Origin of the sequence: Paenibacillus vortex V453 (assembly GCF_000193415.1) — a bacterium.
Classification (GTDB): domain Bacteria; phylum Bacillota; class Bacilli; order Paenibacillales; family Paenibacillaceae; genus Paenibacillus_AQ; species Paenibacillus_AQ glucanolyticus.
In genome coordinates, this window is the sequence record NZ_ADHJ01000031.1 from 1 (window position 1) to 22,872 (window position 22,872).

14 protein-coding genes are annotated in these 22,872 nt (G+C 49.6%); 10 read left to right on the forward strand and 4 right to left on the reverse strand.

Annotated features, from left to right (window positions below; genetic code table 11):
• Nucleotides 1-82: 82 nt before the first annotated feature.
• The 4 genes from PVOR_RS16860 to PVOR_RS16875 form a co-directional block, all read right to left on the reverse strand.
• The gene (locus PVOR_RS16860) at nucleotides 83-1,276 is read right to left on the reverse strand and encodes a Ger(x)C family spore germination protein (protein WP_327196558.1); all 1,194 of its coding nucleotides are present in this window, start codon (nucleotides 1,274-1,276) and stop codon (nucleotides 83-85) included.
• Entirely contained in the window at nucleotides 1,245-2,801 is a 1,557-nt protein-coding gene (locus PVOR_RS16865) for a spore germination protein (RefSeq protein ID WP_006210607.1), read from the reverse strand. Before PVOR_RS16865 ends, PVOR_RS16860 begins: the two co-directional genes overlap by 32 nt.
• A complete protein-coding gene (locus tag PVOR_RS16870) occupies nucleotides 2,798-3,892 on the reverse strand; it encodes a GerAB/ArcD/ProY family transporter (RefSeq protein ID WP_006210608.1) in 1,095 nt (364 codons plus the stop codon). The genes PVOR_RS16865 and PVOR_RS16870 overlap by 4 nt, the downstream gene beginning before the upstream one ends.
• 608 nt (nucleotides 3,893-4,500) lie before the next feature.
• Nucleotides 4,501-6,555: a GxGYxYP domain-containing protein gene (locus PVOR_RS16875; protein WP_006210609.1), complete on the reverse strand. Its 2,055-nt coding sequence runs from the start codon at nucleotides 6,553-6,555 to the stop codon at nucleotides 4,501-4,503.
• Nucleotides 6,556-6,868: 313 nt separating this feature from the next.
• Between PVOR_RS16875 and PVOR_RS16880 the strand changes: the two genes are divergently transcribed.
• The 10 genes from PVOR_RS16880 (at nucleotide 6,869) to PVOR_RS16915 (ending at nucleotide 22,692) form a co-directional block, all read left to right on the forward strand.
• Nucleotides 6,869-8,014: a GntR family transcriptional regulator gene (locus tag PVOR_RS16880; protein WP_006210610.1), complete on the forward strand. Its 1,146-nt coding sequence runs from the start codon at nucleotides 6,869-6,871 to the stop codon at nucleotides 8,012-8,014.
• A 165-nt stretch (nucleotides 8,015-8,179) separates the two neighbouring features.
• Nucleotides 8,180-10,399, forward strand: coding sequence for a hypothetical protein (locus PVOR_RS16885; protein WP_006210611.1), 2,220 nt, complete (start codon nucleotides 8,180-8,182; stop codon nucleotides 10,397-10,399).
• 40 nt (nucleotides 10,400-10,439) lie between these two features.
• The gene (locus PVOR_RS32580; protein ID WP_006210612.1) at nucleotides 10,440-10,574 is read left to right on the forward strand and encodes a hypothetical protein; all 135 of its coding nucleotides are present in this window, start codon (nucleotides 10,440-10,442) and stop codon (nucleotides 10,572-10,574) included.
• On the forward strand, nucleotides 10,575-13,517 hold the full coding sequence (locus PVOR_RS16890) for an alpha-mannosidase (protein WP_006210613.1): 2,943 nt from the start codon (nucleotides 10,575-10,577) through the stop codon (nucleotides 13,515-13,517). It begins immediately after the preceding gene.
• A 45-nt stretch (nucleotides 13,518-13,562) separates the two neighbouring features.
• A complete protein-coding gene (locus PVOR_RS16895) occupies nucleotides 13,563-14,489 on the forward strand; it encodes an ABC transporter permease (RefSeq protein ID WP_006210614.1) in 927 nt (308 codons plus the stop codon).
• Between the two features lie 12 nt (nucleotides 14,490-14,501).
• Nucleotides 14,502-15,398 carry a carbohydrate ABC transporter permease gene (locus tag PVOR_RS16900; RefSeq protein ID WP_006210615.1) on the forward strand — a complete coding sequence of 299 codons (897 nt, stop codon included), beginning with the start codon at nucleotides 14,502-14,504 and terminating at the stop codon, nucleotides 15,396-15,398.
• 72 nt (nucleotides 15,399-15,470) lie between these two features.
• Nucleotides 15,471-17,129: an extracellular solute-binding protein gene (locus PVOR_RS16905; RefSeq protein WP_006210616.1), complete on the forward strand. Its 1,659-nt coding sequence runs from the start codon at nucleotides 15,471-15,473 to the stop codon at nucleotides 17,127-17,129.
• A 160-nt stretch (nucleotides 17,130-17,289) separates the two neighbouring features.
• Nucleotides 17,290-19,332 carry a glutaminase family protein gene (locus tag PVOR_RS16910; RefSeq protein ID WP_006210617.1) on the forward strand — a complete coding sequence of 681 codons (2,043 nt, stop codon included), beginning with the start codon at nucleotides 17,290-17,292 and terminating at the stop codon, nucleotides 19,330-19,332.
• Between the two features lie 5 nt (nucleotides 19,333-19,337).
• Nucleotides 19,338-20,276 carry a hypothetical protein gene (locus PVOR_RS31910; RefSeq protein ID WP_234972997.1) on the forward strand — a complete coding sequence of 313 codons (939 nt, stop codon included), beginning with the start codon at nucleotides 19,338-19,340 and terminating at the stop codon, nucleotides 20,274-20,276.
• Entirely contained in the window at nucleotides 20,257-22,692 is a 2,436-nt protein-coding gene (locus PVOR_RS16915) for a glycosyl hydrolase (protein WP_006210619.1), read from the forward strand. The genes PVOR_RS31910 and PVOR_RS16915 overlap by 20 nt, the downstream gene beginning before the upstream one ends.
• Nucleotides 22,693-22,872: the final 180 nt, after the last annotated feature.

Genomic DNA, 22,872 nt, shown 5'->3' on the forward strand with positions numbered 1-22,872 from the left:
GATATGTCTAACAAATGGGGTGCAGTTCACGATGCTGAATATGGCTGGTCTTTTTTTGTTTTGCTGTAAAACTCAGGCGACCCTAATCCCGACGCGGCAGCAGTTTCATGCCGACATGGTCCAAATGAATATCAACTTGAACGACAGCCAATGAGTCCTCATCTATAATGAGAGGCGAGGTTTGCTTCAGTTTTTTCCACAGACCCGGTTCTCGTTTAAACAGAATGTGCTCAAGGCTATAAATGTCAGTTTTCGCTTTCAGCCCATTTCTGAAGGTATCGATGATCTCTTGCCTTACAATCTTTGCGGCTTCCCGTTCATAGTCGCTCTTGGTGAAATCGACAAGCGCTTCAACGACGTTTCCGTCTAATTTAACATGGAGTTCGTATTTAGGCTCCCCATTTACGATCTTTAACTCCTTGCGAATCTTGGGCGATTGAAGAACCACGACTCCAGCATAGTCTTCATCATTCATGATCAGAACGGGTGAACGTTTCGTGTTGGCCTGTACCCAGCGTAATCCGTTAAGTTTATCGTTGGTCAAGATCGCACTCATGGTGTCCTTGACGATGGTAAATACACCGTCAACACGCAATTTGGGATTAGGTTTTCTGTCCTTCTCCCAGGTTTTCTGATCCACGGTAAGGTTAGGAAGCAAGGCCGTGCAGGCAGGCTCGGTCATGACAGCCAAAAAATCGAAGTACCGAAGGGGAACGATATACGATTTCTGTTTATACTCCTCCAATGGTTCATGGGACAACGTGCTCAAGGGGGAGAGATTGAAAAATGCCGGTGCCGTCAAGAGATCCTCAATGGACTCCCGAGTCCCGAACACCCACGGTGTCAGACGGACTTCCTGATACCGGGCGATGGTATCGAGTTGCGAAATGATCTGGGTTTTCAGTACTTTTTCACTGATAATGATACTGGAAATGTGACTCCAGATGGTCCGCTGCTGAGCGGTATCGTACAGTTGATTGATGGCCATATCCAAGGTTTTGCCTCGCGACGTGGAGGTCCAAACTTGTGCGGGTTTCCCGGAGTTTCCGGTCTCTGTCTTGGCAACGGACGTGAAATCCGCCATCTGGGTATACACAACGAAATGCCCATCCTCATAATCGATGCCAATGGCCGTAATATAATTCATGTCCTGAATTTCTTTGATGTCCCAGCAACCGGAGAGGACGTTTAACGTTAGGAGGACCAACATGATTTTTACTAAGAAGCGGATACAGGTCGTCATCTCATGATCCATCCCCTTCTTTCGATGTACCATCTATCGGATTAAGCATTTCAGGTCTCCTCTTGCTATAAAACCAAGGCTTCTTAAGAATGGCGCTTACCACATCCTTCGGCGTTAACGGTGACAAGGGGGCAAGATACGGAAGGCCAAAGGATTCCAATACGGAGAGATAAGCGATGATGCTCATCATCCCTATGAAAAAACCGAGCGTCCCGAGCAAAGAGGACCATGCAAGCACGTACAGTCGAATGACACTAACGGTTCCGCTTAGCGTCTGATTGACCAAGGTAAACGTAGCGACGGCAGTCGTGGCTGAAACGACAAGCATCGTAGGTGATGTAAGACCCGCCCGTATTGCAGCGTCACCAATAATCAACCCTCCAAGAACGGCAATTGTCTGTCCGACCGCCTTGGGGAGGCGGATTCCCGCTTCCCGGAACAGCTCGAACATGCCCAGCATAATCAATATTTCCATAGGGCCGGAGAAGGGGAGGCCGAATCTGGAATTGGTTACCGTAGCAAGTAGCGGGAAAGGCAGCTGGTCCATGTTATAACTGGTCAATGCGATCCAAAAACCAGGCAGGAATATGGCGATGAGCAGACCGAATAACCGAAGCAACCGTTCGAATGTGACAAAATAAAACGGGAAATACGAATCTTCGGGGGATTTTAACAGCTCAATGAGATTACACGGACCGATGATGGCCATCGGCGACCCGTCAACCAAAAAAACAAATCGCCCGCGAAGCAAGCATTCAACCACGAAATCGGGTCTTCCGATATAATCAACGAGCGGAAACAGGGACAGTGATGACTTACAGATGCCTTCCTCCAACTGACCGCTGGTGACCAGAGCATCGACTTTAAGTTCATCCAGGCGTTTCTTGGCTTCCTGGATAAACTCCGGACGCACAATATCGGAAATATAAAGGAGCGATACTTTGGTTTGACTGCGGACCCCGACGACCGACCGCTCATGATGCAGCGAGGCGGTGCGCAGCCTTTTGCGGATGAGTGCCACATTGGTGCTAATATCTTCGGTAAACCCGTCCCGCGCACCCTTGATGGCGACCTCAGTGTTGGACTCCTCCGGCTGTCTCTTCGGCATCTTGGCAATGTCGATGGAGTAAAAACATTGATGGGTTGAAAAGAACAGAATCAGACGTCCCGCAAACAATTGCTTCATCACTTCGACATGCTGCTCCACCCGGTTCCATTCCATCGACTTATCCAGCATGTTGGAAAGCTCATCCCACTCCGATGAGTCCCCCAGCTTATGCTCCAGATTCGGGAGTACATACTGCGTAAGGACCATCGAATTGATCATTCCTTCGCAATAGAGGAGGAGAACAGGAACCGCTCCTTTGTCCTTACCGGGGTATGAGGTGATGATGACATCGGCGGAAGAGGAAAACATGGCACGCAAAGATTCTTCATTCAATGATTCCAGATCAGCTTTTTCCTCATCTGCTGTCGCTTCTGGAGCTGATTTCACTTCTTCTCCGCTTGCTTTAGGTTGACGCTGGAGCATTCGATTTCGGATTCTATGGTGCTTCATGTTTTCTGACCTCCCTTGTTCTTAGCTTTAAATGAAACAGCGACAGCAATGACTAGCGTTAAGGATGCAACGAAACAGAGGAAAGCCAGCGAATATTTTCCCAGGACGAATAATTCGATCTGTCTATCAATTGTAGAATTCAGAGTCAGTATGGATAGGATAACCCCGAGCACTAACAACGTCCAAGCCCGGTGTTTTGGCTTCTTGAGATCCATGCCGTCGGTGATAATGAACAGAAACAGGGAGATTCGGATGAGTGTACCCGAGATCCACTGATACAATGCCAAGAAGTCGACATGCGTTATATATTTCGTGATCGTGACGAGCATCCACTGATCGTATGCCGGATAGCGTGCCTGCATGGCAGGAATTGGTCCAAATGTGGCGATCGCTCCCATTAACGGGCCGAGTGTTAATCCACCTAACAGCAGTGACAGTAACACGATATAAAAATAATTCATCCTGCGTTTCATATGATGCTGAAAGAAAATCAGGACAATCATCTCCATAAAGCCGGCTGCCGCAATGACCATGCTGTTCAGCGTGGGAGTATAGCCCTCGACAAATAGCGGCGTTAACAAGGAATAATCTTTGTACTCCAGATTGGATACAGCCACAAAATGTCCCAATAACCATACGAAGGGCAGCAGAATTCCGGATATGATGGCTATCGAACGAATTCCGTTATAGGCCACATATACACATAACAGTACAAGGACCAACGAAACAACCGTTTTGGGAGTTTGAGGCAAGTATGTGACCCTGATCCACGTTGTGGTTTCTCTTAATATGACCATCGCCATCACAAAAAAGTAGAAGCTCGAGATGGTAATGAATATTCGGCCAACCGTCTTACCAAAATGCTCTTGAAACCAGGCAAATATGGATTGGTTGTGGGTTCGCTTCATGATGAAGTAGAGAATATACACCCAGCCGATGTGAAGAATCATGGTCACAATCGTGCCCATCCATGCATCGCGGCTTGCGGCTTGCAGCAGCAGCGGGATCAAGATGACATGGTTGGTAATCCCTAAGGAAAGCAGCATGATAAAGAAAACGTCAATGATGGATATCTTTTTGCTAGTGGGCATTATACTAGTCTCCATATGGGGGAATACATGCTAATTCAATACAGTGAGTATTTACCATTTGCTGAAATTTATGTACGCTACGCTGGATGAGTATTCTTATCACGACAGGTATGAGATCCAATACGAACCAGTATCTGCTTGCTCAGTGAATATGACGGATGGTTCATTTCTGAGCAACGACATGTCTTATGTCGAATGTGTGTGGTTTTTGCGATTACCCAAGAAATAATTATTGGAATCATGGGCTACAACCTGGCTGGGCAAAAAAAGAAACAGGCACGCTTGCATCGCGCCTGTACATTGAGCATCTCAAACCAGATCACAGTTCCATCAGAAAGGGCACTGAATGGATGGAATCATACTATTAAGGAGGACATTACATCAATAGTTAATGTAATTAAATATTATAATTAATGCGATTAAACATTTATAGTTAACGTGATTAATTAAATGTAATTAATGATATTAAGTATATATCCGAAAATGCCGTTGCCATCATGTTTGGCAGGTGTGTATCGTAATAAGCACCATGTACAAAAGGCGTCGTAACCCGATTTCTCAGGTTAGGACGCCTCTATGAATTTTCCTGAGTGCTAGTAAGCCATTATCTACTTGGCAGCGGGCAAGTTGTAGCTTTCTCGTATTAAGGAGAAATAATGATCGGCACGGACCACTTTGAAATCCGTTCCGAGCTGCTCGGTAAGCGCCAGTGCATCGGATGGGGTCATGCTCCATGCGAGCAAGCCGAAGGAAATAAACAGCGGCGATTTGCCGTCCCAATTCGCTTTCGCTTCTTGAAGGACCTTTAATCCGTCTTGCGCCGTGCTAATGCCGCGAATCGTAGAGACGGGCATGCTCCCGCCAAGGATTTCTATGCCATAGTTGTCTTCATAGCTAATGAAAAGTCCGGGCGCCTTATAATCCTTCTCGTAAGCGGATGCTTTAAACGGGGTGAGCGGGATGTTCTGACCGTCAACCCGATTCAGCACGTAAGGGATCGTCATTCCTGTCTTTTTCAAATATTGTTCTGTCTGCTGCAGGAATGGCCGGAAGCTTGCATCAGGCCACGGACCCGGATAGAAGTAGCCGGCACCGGAAGGTCCTGCAATCAGCAGATCGTTCTCGGTTGCCGTGTTCAGATAATAATTCAATATCGCAGGGGCACCCTCGTAGAGCAGCGGGCTGGAAGTCCAGTTAATCGGAACTTTGCCTCTGGCCGGATCATCCCACATCACGCGCATGCGATGCTGATTATACTGAAAATTATCGCCTTCGGTAAAGGTATAGGTCACATAGATTTTGTTCTCAAGGGCGGGCCTGGGAGGCGTTTTCGCCAATTTGAAATTCGGCTTGGTTCCCGAGAAAACAGTCAGATTGCTGAACCAATCCGCCGCCAGAACATAAACGCCATAACGGGACGCAATCTCGACCGAGCTGAACTCGCCTTCTACATCATTGCTGAACCAGCCGAGATAAGGGGTACCCGGTTTGACATCAGACATGATTTTCTCGAAGAGCGCTTTCTGCTCAGGCACGTTGGAATCCAGCCAGAATACCATTGCTTTATTGGCGACAGCGTAATCTCTTAAATACGCATAAGGTTCACGCTGCTCGGCAGAGGGTGGCTGAATATTCCCGGCTGAAACCTTGTACTGGTTCCACATATCCACTTCGGCGGTCAAGCTCTTCGTTCCGGCAGGAGGGGAGAATTTATATACAAAATAATTGCCGTTGTCGGCGAAGCGGTGACCGCCTTGACCTTCGGCAAATTTGGAATTCTGTCTGTCATAGAGATAGGCTTCTTCTTCCGGGGTTCCCGCAATGAAGTGCGCAATCTCTGTGCCGTCAGCTTTGACCGTTACTTCGTGTACCGCAGGCCCCCAACCATCCTGGGTGAAGGCATCATCAAAGCGAAGATAAACTGCTGATGTTCCCAGGTGAGAGGACAGGTCGAGAGAATACGTATTCCGATTGCTTGCATCCCGAACCTGCTCCTTCTCCTCGGCAATCGTAACAAATGATTCAGGAAGACCTGGAGGAATGCGAATCGCTGTATCCGGATCAAGTCCGATTAACATCTGATGTGTCGTCTGCTTCCACAGGTTCTCATACTGCCAGGTGTAAGCGTCAATCCGATTATCGAATTGACCTCGCAGATCATCAAGGATCTTCAGTTTATACGGAGCTTTGGACAATTTGACGGCCAGCTCCGGGCTGGCAACCACGGCATTCTTCAGTCCTGCGAGCGTGGTAGCGACATTAATCGTATCAGGTACCTCAGGATCATATACAATCATGCCTTTGGCTTCGCTGCGATAAGCAGAGAACACTTCCCAATAATCTGGATGAAGCGTGTAAGGCACGTCCATATCCTCAAGCCAGGTCCATTTGCCTTCTTCCTGGGATTCAATCAGATAGATTCGGGGTTGTTCCCTGTTAACGATTCCCTGCAAGGTTCCTAGCAGCAATTTGACATCACCTGGCGCATCATAAATATCGGCAACGTCCAGATGCTTCGGCTTCTTGAAACTTGGCAGTTCGCGTTTTGTGGAGCCGTCAGGTTTAGCGGATTGTACATCCGCATCGGAAGCGTAGGCTGCGCCAGCTGTTAAAGAAAAAGCGCAGAGGAAGGCTAAACAGAGAAGCGTGAATCTACGAGCCATGGCGAATTCACTCCTTGTTATGGTTCAAAATTGGAGCGTGTGTATCTGCAACATCTGTCCTCCTTTTGCGGCCGGTTGGCCATGTAACACATCGCATCACAACACATATTAAATATATACAAATATAACTTTTCAAGGGATTCGACAAAACTTCCTACCGTTCTTGGGAATCAGTCATTTATAAAAAAGAGGATGATAACGAGGTTATGACGTTTCTAAATGCGGATATGCTCACGCTTGTTTATTGCGCTTGTATGTGTAAGGATATATTATATATTTCAAATATTATGAATGAATTGGTGATGTGATTAGAATGAGTGCAAATGATCGTATTCCGTTGTATCAACAAATCCAGGACTATATCAGACACGTTATAGCATCAGAAAATATGAAGCCCGGTGATCGCATACCGACAGAGAAGGAACTGATGGATCAGTTCCATGTCAGTAAAATCACGGTGGCGAATGCCTTAACGGGATTAGCGAATGAAAAATTGATTGCCCGCGTACCGGGCAAAGGCAGTTTTGTAGCGGAAGAAGCGGATATCCCGCCGGCGACATCAACGGCCGTGGTTGCGATTAAGGGGAGGGAAGGAACAACAACCGGATTGGTTGGCGTGATTATGCCGACCATCCATGATTATTTTGCCATCAGGCTCATCGATGGCATTGAGCAAGCTCTGAATGAGAAAGGCTATCGCAGCATGATCATGTTGACCGACGGGAAGCTTGATAAGGAAAAGAACGCCATTAAAGAACTGAAAGCGCTGGGCGCAGAAGGACTGCTTATCTTCCCGGTTGATGAGGAGAATTATAACGAAGAGATACTCGGCATGAAGTTATCCGGTTTTCCGTTTATACTCATGGACCGGTATTTGCCCGGAGTCGAGACACATTATATTGCGGCCGATGGAAGAATCGGCACAAGGCTCGCGGTTGAGCATCTGTGGGAGCTTGGTCACCGGGATATTGCCATCTGCTCGGATTCTCCGCTTCAAACCGTCACGGTACAGGAGCGGATCGAAGGGTATATGGACGGATTGAAAGACAAGGGCGCGCTAATCAATCCAGCTCATATGATTACGGACTTCAAGCCGCTCAGCGTGCTGAAGGATGCGGAAGCCCACCCCTTATACCGCTATATCCGAAACAGAATGGTGACGGCATACATATCGCTTAACGGAAGATTGGGTGTGCAGATCTATCAGATGGCGAAGCAAGCGGGACTACGCGTACCGGAAGATGTATCGATTGTAAGCTTCGATGACCCCACTTCCATCGTGGAGGAATTCAGCATCTTTACACATGTTAAGCAATTCGAGCGGGATATGGGATACCGGGCGGCCAGCAAGCTGCTGGACATATTGCGTGACCAAGGAGAAATGAAGAGTTACAGCAAAGTGTTGATCGAACCCGAACTGGTGATACGTCAAACCTCGGGGACCGTTCCCAAAACCTGATATGCTCGAAGAAGAACAGCCTTTTCCGTATAAAAGCGGAGAAGGCTTTTTTCATGCTGATATAAAAAACATATTGAATATATTAATATTATATATTATATTCTAGAAAATGATGGATAATCATACATGCAACCCATATCCAACACGAGCAGGGAGGCTAAGCATGTGACAAGAGATCGAAAGGAAGAACGGACCGGATTTCAGGAATCGGCTGCGTATCATCCCGATTATGATCTGCAGACCGACTTTGTGATGGTCTACGGGATTGATGATACGATGCCGGAACGTATTCAGACATGGAAGGAAAAAGGATACGTCGTCCATCTGATGACAGGAGTCGCTTGGGGAACATACAACAGCTACCTGGATGGCGAGGTTGATGGCCGTTCGCATTGGGATGAAGCCCAAATGGACCGTCACGGGGAGATGATCCTTCACGGCGATCAGCCGGTTATTCCTTACATGGTGCCCACGATTTCCTTCGGCCGCTATATAGCAGATCGAATACGCATTGCCGTTGATGCCGGCGTGGAGGCCATCCATCTGGAGGAGCCTGAATTCTGGGTGAACGGGGGATATTCAGAGGCTTTCAAACGGGAGTGGCAGTTGTATTACAAAGAACCGTGGATTCCGCCTCACGCATCGCCTGATGCACAATATCGGGCTTCGAAATTGAAAGCGTATTTATATACCCGCGTTCTGGACCGCTTATGTGCCGAGATGAAGGATTATGCGTTAAGACGCTACGGCCGCGTGCTTCGGTTCTATGTCCCGACCCATAGCTTGATCAATTATACGCAGTGGCGAATTGTCAGTCCCCAATCCGGGCTCCTTGAGCTTCCATCCATCGACGGCTATATCGCCCAAATCTGGACGGGTACATCGAGGACCCCCAATGTGTATGAAGGGGTGCGCAAGGAACGCACTTTTGAAACCGCTTACCTTGAATACGGCATCATGCAGGAGCTGGTGCGGGGAACGGATCGGCGCATGTGGTTCTTGCATGATCCGATCGAAGATAATCCGAATCACACCTGGACGGATTACAAACAGAACTATTTGAAGACCGTTGTTGCCTCGCTTCTGCATCCGGGTGTCGCCCATTACGAAGTCTCACCTTGGCCGCGAAGAATCTTTAAAGGAACTTATCCATCTGATCATGGCTCTGGCAAGGAGCATATCCCGGCTGACTATGCAACAACGCTACTGCAGGTCATGCACACGCTCGGCAATATGGACCAGGATGTGATTGAAACAGAAGGCGATTCGTTACAAGTGGGTGTTCTGATCGCAGACTCTGCAATGTTTCAGCGGATGAAGCCCGACCCGAAAGCACCCGAAGCCGGTAAATACGATGGAACGGATCCTGAGGGGTTCCAGGAGAATGGCGATACGGAGCTGCTGGATTTCTCCCCTTTTTACGGTCTTGCGCTGCCGCTGCTGAAACACGGAATTCCGGTTCGTCCGCTCCAGCTCGATAATGTGAGGCGGTATCCGGGTTACCTGGCATCCTACCGCGCGCTTGTGCTGAGTTATGAATTCATCAAGCCGGAGTATCCGGACATTCATTATGCACTTGCGCAGTGGGTGCACGATGGCGGGGCGTTAATCTATGTCGGCGATGACAGTGACCCTTATCACGGCATTCGTGGATGGTGGAACTATAACGGCAAGGACAGCAAAGTGGGAGATAACGAAACGACGTACATCTCCCCTCGAGCGCATTTGTTTGAACAGCTTGGCCTTGAGGGGATGGGAGAGGGCGTTCATCGGATAGGAAAAGGAGCGGTTTGCTGGCTGGATGAGCATCCGGCAAGCTTCTCCCTATCCAAGACAGGGGCTGACCGCCTGCGCCAGTCCGTGAAAGAAACACTTCAGACCCTTCATGGGCCAGATCTCCAATGGCATCCGAAGCCGTATTTTAAGATCAAACGTGGGCCTTACATTATCGCCTCTGCGCTGGATGAATCGGTCAACGATGAACGGCTGGTCATTCCAGGCCCGGTTGTTGACTTGTTTGACTCGAAACTGCCTGTTCTGCGCCAGGTGGCTTTAAATGCCGGAGAACAAGCACTGCTCTATGATGTTGAAGCCGGACGTCCACCAGTTGGGGAAGTATTCGTCATGGCTGCTTCCTCCCGCATAGAAGGTCTGTCCAAATCCGCCGCAGGATTCCGATTTGTAGCAAAAGGTCCGGCCAACATGCAAGCAACAGCGCGGCTGTATTGTCCGGCCGAACCGATATCCGCCCACTATATGGTCCAAGATCAAGCGATACCTGCGATCTGGGAGTGGGATCCAGAGTCGAGGACGGTGCTTCTTCGATACGAGCATGGGAACGAGAACAATGCAGAGCTTCATGTCAATTGGGCTCCTAACTCCTGATCCTGCAACAGATTGATGTAATAGAGAGGAGTTGATCATCATGCCATACGAACCGATCAGACGAGAGCCGTTAAAACAGATGTTGGATAAACTTCGGGAGGCCATTTATAAGCCGGTTGCCGAGTTGGACGTGACGGCATGGGTGACTCCCGAGCCGGTAACTTACGAAGAGTGAATGTCCGGCACGGAAGTTACACTGGCTCATGGAGAGCGATGGGGATTGTTGTGGGACTGTGCCTGGTTTCGATTTTCAGGCAGGATTCCGGAAGCTAGCCCAAGCGAAAACGTTGTCCTGCTGCTGGATGTGAGCGGTGAGCTGTGTTTGGTCGATCAAGAAGGATCACCTGTACAAGGATTGACCACCGTTAATTCTGAATTCGATTTTTCATTAGGGCTCCCCGGCAAGCGTGTTGTCCAGCTTCATGAGATGTTTATGAACGGGCAGGAAATTGAAGTGTGGGCTGATGGGGGCAATAACGATTTATTCGGTAACTACCGGGGAGGAACGTTGAAAGAGGCAGTGATTGCGGTCAGCCGGGAGGATATCCGAAGCCTCTACTACGATACGGAGGTGCTCTTGGAAACGGCAGAGCAGCTTCCTGACGGAAGCGCCCGCAAGGAGAGGATGTATCAGACGCTCTATGACGTCTCTATGCTGCTGGCAGAGTTTTCAGAAGAGTGCTTAGAGCAAGCGAAAAAACGATTGGGTGAGCAGCTGAGCTTGCAGGGAGGCGATCATGTCCTCACGATCAGCGCCGTTGGCCATGCGCATATCGATTTAGCCTGGTTATGGCCGATCCGGGAGACGATCCGTAAAGGAGCCAGAACGTTCTCAACCGCGCTGCGCATGATGGAACGCTATCCTGATTATGTGTTCGGCGCAAGCCAGCCCCAACTGTACGAGTGGATCAAACAGCGTTATCCCAAGCTGTATGCCCAGATTAAGGAGCGGGTACGCGAAGGCAGATGGGAACCCCAAGGTGCCATGTGGGTGGAGTCGGATACCAATGTACCCGGGGGCGAATCTCTGGTGCGCCAGATTTTATACGGCAAACGTTACTTTCAGCAGGAATTCGGGCTGGAGATGAAGTCGCTCTGGATGCCAGACGTGTTCGGATACTCCGCCAGCTTGCCTCAAATATTGAAGAAATCCGGCGTCGATTACATGATGACCCAGAAGCTTTCCTGGAGCGAATACAATCGGTATCCGCACCATTCCTTTCTGTGGGAGGGGATCGACGGCTCGGCCGTATTGACGCATATGCCGCCCGAGGATACCTACAACAGTCCGGCGGCTCCGCGTTCCATCGTGAAGGCAGAGCGAGAGTACTTGGATAAAAATGTATCCGGTCATGCGCTGATGCTCTTCGGGATCGGAGACGGTGGCGGTGGTCCCGGTGAGGAGCATCTGGAGCGGCTGTCACGAGAGAAGAACCTGCTTGGCTTGTCCCCCGTCACGCAGGAGCCTTCGTGGAAATTCTTCGAACGGCTGAATAAAGAGCGGGCGAGATTCCAGACTTGGCGCGGCGAGCTTTATCTGGAGAAGCATCAAGGTACCCTCACCAGTCAGGCTAGAAGCAAGCGGTATAACCGCAAGATGGAGAAAGCGCTGCGCGAATTGGAGTTCGCCTCCGTACTGGCGGCCGCCCGGTTAGGACGGTCTTATCCATCCGAGCTGCTGGAGACGATCTGGAAGGAAGTGCTTCTCTATCAGTTCCATGACATCCTTCCGGGCTCTTCCATCCAGCGTGTGTACGATGAGTCGCTCATACGGTATGAGGAACTATTACAGCAGACAGAAGCCATGATCACGGACACCTACAGCTTTTTAGCCGATCACATTACATCTCAAGACGATGGCTCCGCAAGGATCGTGGTATTCAATTCACTGCCTTGGACACGAGAGGAATGGCTTCACATGGAAGGACGATGGCGCAAAGTGCGGGTTCCATCTATGGGCTATACCGTGATGGCAGATGGAGTTGATCAAAGCTCAGAGGATGAAGCAGCGTCCAGCATTGAGATGGTTCCGGAAACCTGGGATTCGGGAATACGTGTTACAGCTGAAGGACACAGCATAGAGAGCGATACCTTTATCGTGCAATTTGATCAAAACGGTGCCATCCTATCGATTCTGGATAAAGGCGAGGCTCGTGAAGTCATCCCGCAAGGCCGTCTGGGCAATGACCTTCGCGTCTATCATGACAATGGGGACGCTTGGGATTTCCGTCATGACTATGCAGTAAATCCGGGCATGCCGTTAATTCTGCGCCGCATCCGCGAGCTTCGCGATGGTCCACGAATCGGGCTGTTCTTCGAATACAGCTACGGGGAGTCCTCGCTCTCCCAAACCGTTGTTCTGACAGAGGGCAGCCGGCGGATTGATTTCGAGACCCGCGTGGACTGGAGAGAAGACGGTAAAATGCTGCGCACCTCTTTTCCGGTTCATATCCGTGCCGATCAGGTCCATTGCGAGATTCAGTTCGGCAGCTTGAGCAGGCCGACTCACCGCAATACGATGTGGGACTTCGCGAAGGATGAGATATGCGCACATCAATGGATCGACTTGTCCGAACCGGATTATGGAGTCGCACTGCTCAATGATTGCAAGTATGGCCATAGGGTCATCGAGAACGTGCTGGATCTGAACTTGCTGCGCAGCAGCTCCTATCCGGATCCGGCAGCGGATCGTGCAGAACATGCGTTCGCGTATTCGTTATATCCGCATCCAGGAAACCATGTGCAGGCCGAAGTCTATCGAAGAGGTCATGAACTGAACATCCCGCTTCGAACGGTTTCCATGTCATCTCCGCCCGATCCGGAGAACGGACAATTGCCTTATACGACAGCATTTCTGGAGCCGGACCATCCGTACATCATGGTGGAATCCGTCAAGAAAGCCGAGGACGGCGATGACATCATCATCCGGCTGTATGAAACTTCCGGAACTCATGCCAAAGCGGCCCTCCGGCTTGGATTCCAGGCACTCGAAGCCTGGATGGCTGATTTGATGGAGAATATCATTGCTCCGCTTCCGATTGCCGATTCATCGGAGATCGCATTAGCCTTCACGCCATTTCAAATCATCACGCTGCGATTAAAATTACCGCAGGTATAAGCAGGGGCGACTATCCGCCCCCCATGAGAAAGGAGAGGTGGGAATGTGATTAAACAACGAATAACAAACCATCGATTGATGAAGCGAATCTGGCAGCACAAGCTTTTCTATTTGTTCATGCTGCCCGGCATTGTCTGGTTCTTCCTGTTCTCCTACGTGCCTCTGTATGGAATTCAAGTCGCCTTCAGGGATTATACCTTTGTCGGCGGATTCACGGGGAGTCCATGGGCAGGCTTCAAGTACTTTGAACAATTTTTCAATTATTATCAATCCGGCGACATCATCCGCAACACCGTCATCATCAGCCTCATGAAGCTGCTGATCGGATTTCCGATGCCGATCATTCTTGCACTCCTGTTAAATGAAGTCCGGAAATTGAAATTCAAGAAGACGATTCAGACCCTATCTTACTTGCCGTACTTCGTATCCTGGATCGTGGTGGTCACGTTGATGCAAAGACTGCTTACTCCGTATGGTGGTCCGGTCAATGACTTACTGGGTTCATTAGGAACGGAATCGATCCAGTTTCTCAACAACCCCACCTGGTTCTATCAGATGATTGTGGGCTCCGATATCTGGAAGAACATCGGTTGGAATTCCATTATCTTTATGGCCGCCATTGCGGGTATCGATCAGCAGCTGTACGAGGCTGCCAAGATGGATGGCGCAGGCCGATTTCGGCAGATGTGGCACATAACCCTTCCAGGTATCCGCAATGTGGCCATCATATTATTCATTCTCGCCGTAGGCAATCTGATGAGTGCGGGTTATGAGCAGCTGCTCCTCCTGAATGGACCTGCAACCGCGAGCATGGGCAGCGTACTCGACGTGCACGCGATCAACTCCGGTATCCGGGAAGGGCGTCTCAGCTACGCCGCGGCTGTCGGACTGTTCCAAAGCATTATCGGGCTTATCCTGGTTCTGACCGTCAATCGGATCGCCCGCAAAGTCAGTGATGTATCCCTGTTCTAAGGAGGTGACGTTATGAAACGCAAATGGTCCCTGTTCTCAATCGTGAACTATACCTTTCTTGCTTTGGTTGGTTTCTCCATGATCTACCCGTTTATTTATATCCTGGCTTATTCCCTGAATGACGGCAAGGATTCGATGCAGGGGGCGATTTATTTCCTTCCTCGTAAATTTACGCTTGAAAACTATGCCCAGGTGTTCGATAACGCCCGCATTTGGAAAGCGTATCAAATTACGCTCATGCGCACCGTGCTGGGAACCTTCCTGCATGTGGTCCTGTCTACGCTTATGGCCTATGCGCTTTCCAAAAAGACGCTGCCGGGCCGTTCCTTTTTTACCTTTTATATCTTTTTGCCTACGATTTTCAGTGCCGGGTTCATCCCGTTCTTCATTACGCTTCAGAAACTGCATCTGATCAACAGCTTCTGGGTATACGTGCTGCCCATGCTGTTCAATTTCATGCATATCGTCATCATTCGGACGTTTCTGCAGGGGATCCCGGAGGAACTGGAGGAATCGGCCCGCATCGACGGGTATGGCGATTTTCAAATCTTCCTGCGGATTATACTGCCTCTTTCCGGGCCGGTGCTGGCCACCATCTCGCTCTTTATCGGGGTGTCGCATTGGAATGACTGGTTCTCGGGTGCTTATTACGTATCCAACAAGGATTTGATTCCGGTGCAGACTCTATTGCAAGAAATGCTGACGGAAGCAGAGGCGCTATCCAATTCGATGCAGCGCGCAGCCCAGCAGGGCGGACAGACGATTGGAGGTACCAGCGGCGCAGGAGCAACGCCAGAATCGCTCCGCATGGCCTTGCTTGTCATCACGGTCTTCCCGATATTGTGTATTTATCCATTTCTGCAGCGGTATTTCGTAAAGGGGGTTATGATCGGTTCGGTTAAAGGTTAGGTCATCCTGACCCGGAATTTGCAAAGGCTTGTAACAAGATCATGGAAATCCATATTCCAGGAGGCGATTGGTTTGAACAGGATTTGGTCGAAAGGCATATCCCTATTGCTCGTGTCCATCATGGTAAGCGGTTTGTTGATCAGCTGCACGAATTCATCAGGGAACGGAGATAACGGAGAAGGCGCTGAAGGAGAGAATTCATACAAACTCAAAATACTGCACAATTGGAACGGTTCCAACGGCTCCGATACGATAACTCCTGTGGAGGAAGTCATTAAGGAGAAGACCGGTGTTACCCTTCAGTGGGAATATACCAAAGGCAGTGAAACGGAGAAGGTCAACCAGATCTTCGCCACGCAGGATTTGCCGGATATTTATACCGGTCCCGCATGGGGAGGGGAACTGGACGGCATCATCAAGGCGGCCAAGGAAGGACAATTGGTTGATATATCCGACAAATTGAAGGATTACCCGAATCTGTCCAAATCCATAGCGGAAGAAAATGTACCGCCTGCTTTATACGAAAAAGCGATTGATGCTTATGACGGCAAAAAATATTTACTCCTCCAAAATCAGCCTGCGACCAACGAGGACGGCATGGATTGGCTCTACGGCTTCTACGTTCGCAAGGACATCGCCGAGAAGGTCGGCGTCGATCCGCAGTCTGTCGTGACGAAGGAGGATTTCTATAACTTCCTCAAAAAAATCAAGGACGCCAAGCTGCAGGAGAACGGCCAGCCGGTCTTTCCGCTTGGCGGGTTCAGCAACGGCTGGGCCGTGGGTATCGGCAACACCATGTTCTACTCAGGGGCCAGCTATGTTGACAAAGGCGATGGAACGGTAGAACGTGACTTCTTCACCAAAGGCTATGAAGAATACACGCTATTCTATCGTAAGCTGGTCGAGGAAGGGCTGTTGGATCCTGAAGCCTTTACTCAGACAGATCCGATCGCCAAGGAGAAAATCAATCAAGGTCGCATCGCCATCCTAGCCGCGCATTACCCGGCTATACTGGACGCCTCCAAGGAATATGTCACCTCCCATCCAGGAAGCGACTACATTCCACTCGGTCCGTTGGAGCGTGCGGACGTTGAGCCGAACCGGCCGGTGGATCTTGGTATTCAAGGCAATAACGTGACAGCGATCACGAAGAACTGCAAGGGCGCCTGCGTGGACGCAGCATTGAAATTTCTCGATTTCATGGCTTCGGACGAAGGCTTCATGCTGGCCCGGTACGGGGTGCAGGGCGTCCACTGGGACATGAAGGACGGCAAGCCTGCTGCCAATCAAGAATGGTTTGACAAATTCAGCACGGATACCAACATGAAGCAACGCAAGAACGAGGGCATCAGCATCGGCCTTGAATCACTGACGGGTCTGGACCGTATTAATTCCGCTGCCGGGGGAGATATCTGGGCCGAACAGGAACGGCTTGATGCCATGGAGCAAGCTCGCAAAATCCTCCGTCCGAACGGTATTCATGTCATTACAGCGTATAATCCGGGTGACGTAATTACGAAAGCGTCGGAATGGGAGATGTTGAAACCTTCGATGGATCGAATGGGAGATGCCTGGAAGGAAGCAGTGTTTGCCAAATCGGATGAAGCTGCGATGAGCATCATTAACGACCTTCGCGAGCAGCTCCGAAACACCGGATATGAGAAAGCCATGCAGTTCACGAACGAAAATCTGCAAGGAAAAGAAGTAGTGACTGTCCAAATGCCGAACTGACCGTAATCATGACTTCCCTTAATAAGGGAGTCCGGCAAACCTCAAAAGGCTTCGCAGCACCTTGACGCACAAGGAGGGCGAGGCCTTTCGCCGTATTATGTTCCCAATCGCAAGGAGATCCTTGGCGTCATGAAGAATAAACTAAAGGAGTTGAATGTAGATGACAACGAATTTCAGACCTTTTAGACCTCCGTCCGTACCTCTGGTAACCGTAGACCCTTATTTCAGTGTATGGTCCGCTGCGGATCAACTGTACGATGATCATACCCGGCATTGGACGAACAAGATCCATGGTATGGTGGGACTTGCGATCATTGATGGCAAGACCCGACGCTTTATGGGGAGAGTGGGTATGCAGGATTCAACCCATCAAGAACCTGAGACGCTTGATCAAACCGATCTGACGGTCGAGCCAGTAACCACCCGGTATACATTCCAGGGGGAAGGCATCGAGCTTCAGGTTCGGTTCACCACACCTCTATTGCTGGATGATCTCGATGTGTTATCAAGGCCGGTCACCTATGTGACGTATGAGGTTCGTTCTATGGATGGAGCATCACATCAAGTGAAAATTTATTTCGATGTGACAGGCGAATGGTGTGTTGATACACCGGATCAACAGGTGACTTGGGAGCATCATGTGATGGATGGGCAATGGAATGCCATGTCGATGGGCACCGTGGAACAGCCGGTTCTAAAACTTGCCGGGGACGATACGAGAATCGATTGGGGATACGTCTATTTGGCGGTTCCTCGTACGCCTCATATCCAGACGGTCATTCATTCCGCATCAACTCGCGAGTCGTATGTTCTAAGCGGTCAATTACCAGCGGAAGATGATACTCAGAAGCCGAGAGCTGTTTCCGATAACATGCCGATCATGGCAGCAGAGATTGATATGGGTGTCATCCAGGAAGAGCCAGTGACTCAGTACCTGATGCTTGCGTATGACGATGTTCACGCTATCGAATATTTTCACAAACCGCTGGATGCGTACTGGAAACGAAACGGGTTAACGTTCCGAGACATGCTGTTAATGAGCGCCCAGCAATATGAAGAGATCCAGCGAAGATGTGATCGCTTTAATCGGGAACTGCTGACCGAGAGCCAAGCCGCAGGCGGTGAGAAGTATAGGGATATCCTGGCGTTAACGTACAGACAGGCGATTGCCGCGCATAAATTGGTAACCGATGAAGCGGGATCTGTTCTATTTTTCTCCAAAGAGAATTTCAGTAATGGATGCATTGCTACCGTCGATGTCAGCTACCCGTCGATTCCGTTGTTCCTTCGATATAACCCTGAATTGATTAAAGGCATGATGCGTCCGATTTATAGATATGCCATGAGCCGTGATTGGACGTTTGATTTTGCCCCGCATGACGCAGGGACTTATCCTAAGGCTAACGGACAGGTTTACGGCGAGAACAAGCTTGAGTACCAAATGCCGATTGAGGAATGCGGGAACATGCTCTTGATGGCTGCGGCGGTGAGCAAGTATGAGGGAAATGCGGAGTTTGCCCGGGAACACTGGGGTCTTCTTACGAAATGGGCGGGGTATTTACTTCAGAACGGACTTGATCCTGAAAATCAGCTGTGTACCGATGATTTTGCCGGACATTTGGCACACAACGCCAACCTCTCCATTAAGGCGATCTTGGGCATTGCTGCTTATGCGTATATGTGCGACAAACTCAATTTACAGGAAGGAGCCGTTTACCTTGAAGCCGCGCAGAAGATGGCCAATGAATGGGTAGCCATGGCTGATGCCGGAGATCACTATAAACTGACTTTTGACAGTCCGAACGATTCATGGAGCATGAAATACAATCTGGTGTGGGACCGCCTGCTTGGTTTGCACCTGTTTCCGGAAGAGGTTGCGGTTCAAGAGCTGGCATATTACCAGCAGCAACAGAACCGGTATGGCTATCCGCTGGACAGCCGCGATACGTATACAAAATCCGATTGGCTGGTATGGTGTGCCTCTATGAGCACTACGCCGGAGTTGTTCCAATCATTGATCTCGCCTTTATGGGATTTCATGAATGAGACCTCCGCTCGCGTCCCGGTAACGGATTGGTATGACACGATCTCCGGCAGGCAGATGAATTTCCAGAATCGTTCCGTTGTCGGGGGATTCTTCATCCAACTTCTCATGAAAGAGTTCATGAATGAATCAACCGCAAATTCGAGTGAAGACAGGTGATGCAGGTGAATAACGTTAAGCCGGAAGCTCGTATGGACTTCAACCTATTGAAGCGGGAATTTATGAATCCGCAAGCCGCGTATCGTCCGCAGCCTTTTTGGTTTTTGAACCATGAGCTTGAGAAGGCGGAACTGGAGAGCCAGATTCAAGCGATGTTTGAAGCGGGTGTTGGGGGTGTCGTTCTGCATGCTCGTCATGGTATGCAAATTCCATACCTGTCGCCAGCATTTATGGAGGTACTGGAATTCTGCACAATGGAGTGCGAGAAACGAAATATGGTGGTTTGGCTGTACGATGAGGATAATTGGCCAAGCGGCACGCTGGGCGGTAAGCTGACGCGGCAGCATCCGGAATATCGCATGCATTACTTAAGGGTGGAGGAGAAAAGGCATTCGCGCGCGGCAGATTCAGAAGCAATACGGCTGGATTTTGCCTGCCATGATCATAATGAGCTAATCGCCATTCTGGCTTATCGTGCTACCCGGAGTGACGAGGAATGGCTGCTGCATGACGATCCCGAAGATATTACACATTTATGGGGACGGGATTGGACTCCGACTACGGAGGACGCCTATATCGTGCTGGCCTGTTGGTCCTGCGAAATCGCGGAAGGCATCACGTTTGCCCAAGGGTATTATCTGGATACACTTAATCCGGAAGCCGTTCAGACCTTCATTCAGATGGCATATGAACCGTTTCTGCCTCTGCAGAAATATTACGGCTCCACCATTCAAGGTGTGTTTACCGACGAGCCAGGGCTTATGATCCATGATGGTTTCTTCGGCGTGGAGGCGATCCGAACGGCGGTGAATGATGTAGGCGCTACCTTGCCGGGCATGGTTTTTGCTTGGACATTTGGGATGAGGGAGCGGTTTCAAGAGGAGAACGGGTATGATCTGGTCCCAAGACTAGGCGCTTTATTATATGGCATGGCGGATGGCTAGCCGCTCAACCAAACAGCAATATTATGATTCGATTACCCGCTGGTACGTTGAGGGCTATCATGCAGCTATCCGGACATGGTGTGAGCAATATGGCTTGTTATACATCGGTCATACGCTGGAGGAGCCGGTCTGGGGACAGGCCCGATCCCAAGGGAATCAGACGCGGGTGCTGCAGCAGTTCCATTACGCAGGGGTGGATTATCTCACGGCGGGCATCGGCACGAAGGAGAATCCACACCGCATCGTGTCCGTTAAAACAGCGGCCTCTGTCGCACAACTGAACGGGAAGGAACGAGTGATCTGCGAATCCTTCGGTGCAAGCGGTCACGGCTACTCCATGCGCCAACGGCGGCTGGATGCGAATTTCATGGCATTTCTGGGTGTGAACCTGTTCATCCCTCATGCATTCTATTATTCATTTGCAGGATACCGGAAGACCGATTTCCCGCCGACCGAATTCAAACATGCGCCGCATTGGCCGCATTATCAGTCCTTTGCTGATTATATCGGACGTTTGAGTGTACTGGGTGCTTCGACGAAGCGGAAGCCCGAAGTGCTATTGTTGTCCCCTATCCACACGGTGTACGAATGTATGTTCCTGTCCGGGCAATCGGATCAACATCCTTCTGCTGACAAATGGTTCTCAATCTTGTCAGATCGCCTGCTTCGCAGCTCCATTGATTATGATTATGTCGATGAATGCCAGCTGAGAGAGGCAGAAATCGTTCCTGGAGCAGGGTATCGATTCTGCGGGGATGAGAACATATATTCGGTTTTGATCATGCCGGGGATTCAGGTGATGTCCAAGAATGTCGCCGCGAGGCTTGTTTCCTTCGTTAAACAGGGTGGAACGCTCATTGCGGTAGGGGCTATTCCGAAGCATAGCGAGCGTATGCGGCAGGATCCAGAGCTGACGAAGCTTATGAATGAGCTATTTCAGCCGCATCCGCGGCATGGTGAAATATATGCAATGGGGAAGGGATACACTCAGTATTATTCCCTAAAGGATACGGCTCATGAAGCGTCCATGATCATGGATGACAATCATAGTTCTGTATGTGACCATGACCAGGAAGAGGGAGTATGTAACGACCGTGCTGCAACTCTTGATGAGCAAGAGAAGGTACCACTGCCAGATCTGTTTGAGCGATTTTGTGTTCATGTAAGCAGGCTGCTAAGGATTTCACCGACCCTGCGTTGGCAGCTTGAAGATGGGCGAAATGGGGATTTGATCTATGTGGAACGTATGTTCGACAACCAGCTGCATACTTGGCTGATGAATTGGTCAGAGCAGTCTGTCACGATCAGGCTGAATCCAGGAGCAGCGAAGGATTGTATGGAAGAATGGGACTTGGAGAGCGGAAAGGTTCAGCAGTTGAGCCATGGTGCAACTCTATCCTTTGCGCCTGGAGAGCTGCGCATATTCTCGGTTACATCTGGTGAGAGTTCATATATGCATCAAGAACATACGTTCTTTAACAGGAGCGAAGAGAACAGCATCTCCGAAGTTGTGGCTATTCTGCAGGATCCATGGCAGTTCCAAACCACTGAGCCGAACGTTCTTCTGCTCGATCAATGGCAGGTCACTTTGAATGACCGACAGTCCAAAATGAATGCAACGATGCCCGGACAGGTGAATACGTATCGGACTACGTTTACCATGACACAGGAATTGATAGGCCTTGTGCAGTCTGCGAGTCGTTCTGGTCCTTCGAATAAATCCGGAAGTGACAGGCCGACTGAGATAGAGCTGGTTCTGGACGATGTTGAGCAGAACATCCCTTCACATATCGGTTTCCTGCAGCGCAGGCGGAATCTTGAGATTTTTGTTAATGGCGTCCGGCAAGATGCGCTGCGCCCATCAACTTGGCAGGACTCCCACTATAAGCGTGTAGATATCACTAAGCATTTGGTTGCGGGCGAGAATGAGCTGGAGATTCTGACGGTATCTTTATTGGAGCCGATGGCGGCGATCTCGTTTCCAGCCTTTCTGTTAGGACCATTTATAATAGAAGGTCATATGACACTAAATGCGGAGTCGGAACATATGTTTGGTTCTTGGGATTCGGCCGGCTATCCTTATTATTCAGGAGCGGGAGATTACACTCAGCAAGTAAATTTGGATATGGCTCAACTCCGACTAGCATCAGATGATGAGTTATGGCTGGAAGCCGAGGATATCAGGGAGACAGCTTGCTTATATGTGAATGAGAGGGAGGCAGGTGTCCGTTTATGGCCGCCTTATCACTGGAATATCACGTCCTATGCAGGGCAGGGGAACAACCAAATCACTATACGTGCAGCGAATACTCTTGAGAATTTATATGGAAAATCAGCATTGCCTTCTGGAGTGAATGGACAGGTAAAGTTGGTGCGTCGTTCACGAATCCGGGAAAAAGATCGCAGTCATAACTAAGATATCCCCAAATGACTATAGCCCTGCGTAGGTTATAGTCATTGTCGTCATCTCATAAGTTTATATAATATATAATATGTATACCATTATTGTGTTGAAACTTTAAATATCGGATATTCAACCTGCTGGAAGGCATCGAGATTTAGTAGTCGAAAAATTGAAGACTCGGTTCTTACACAA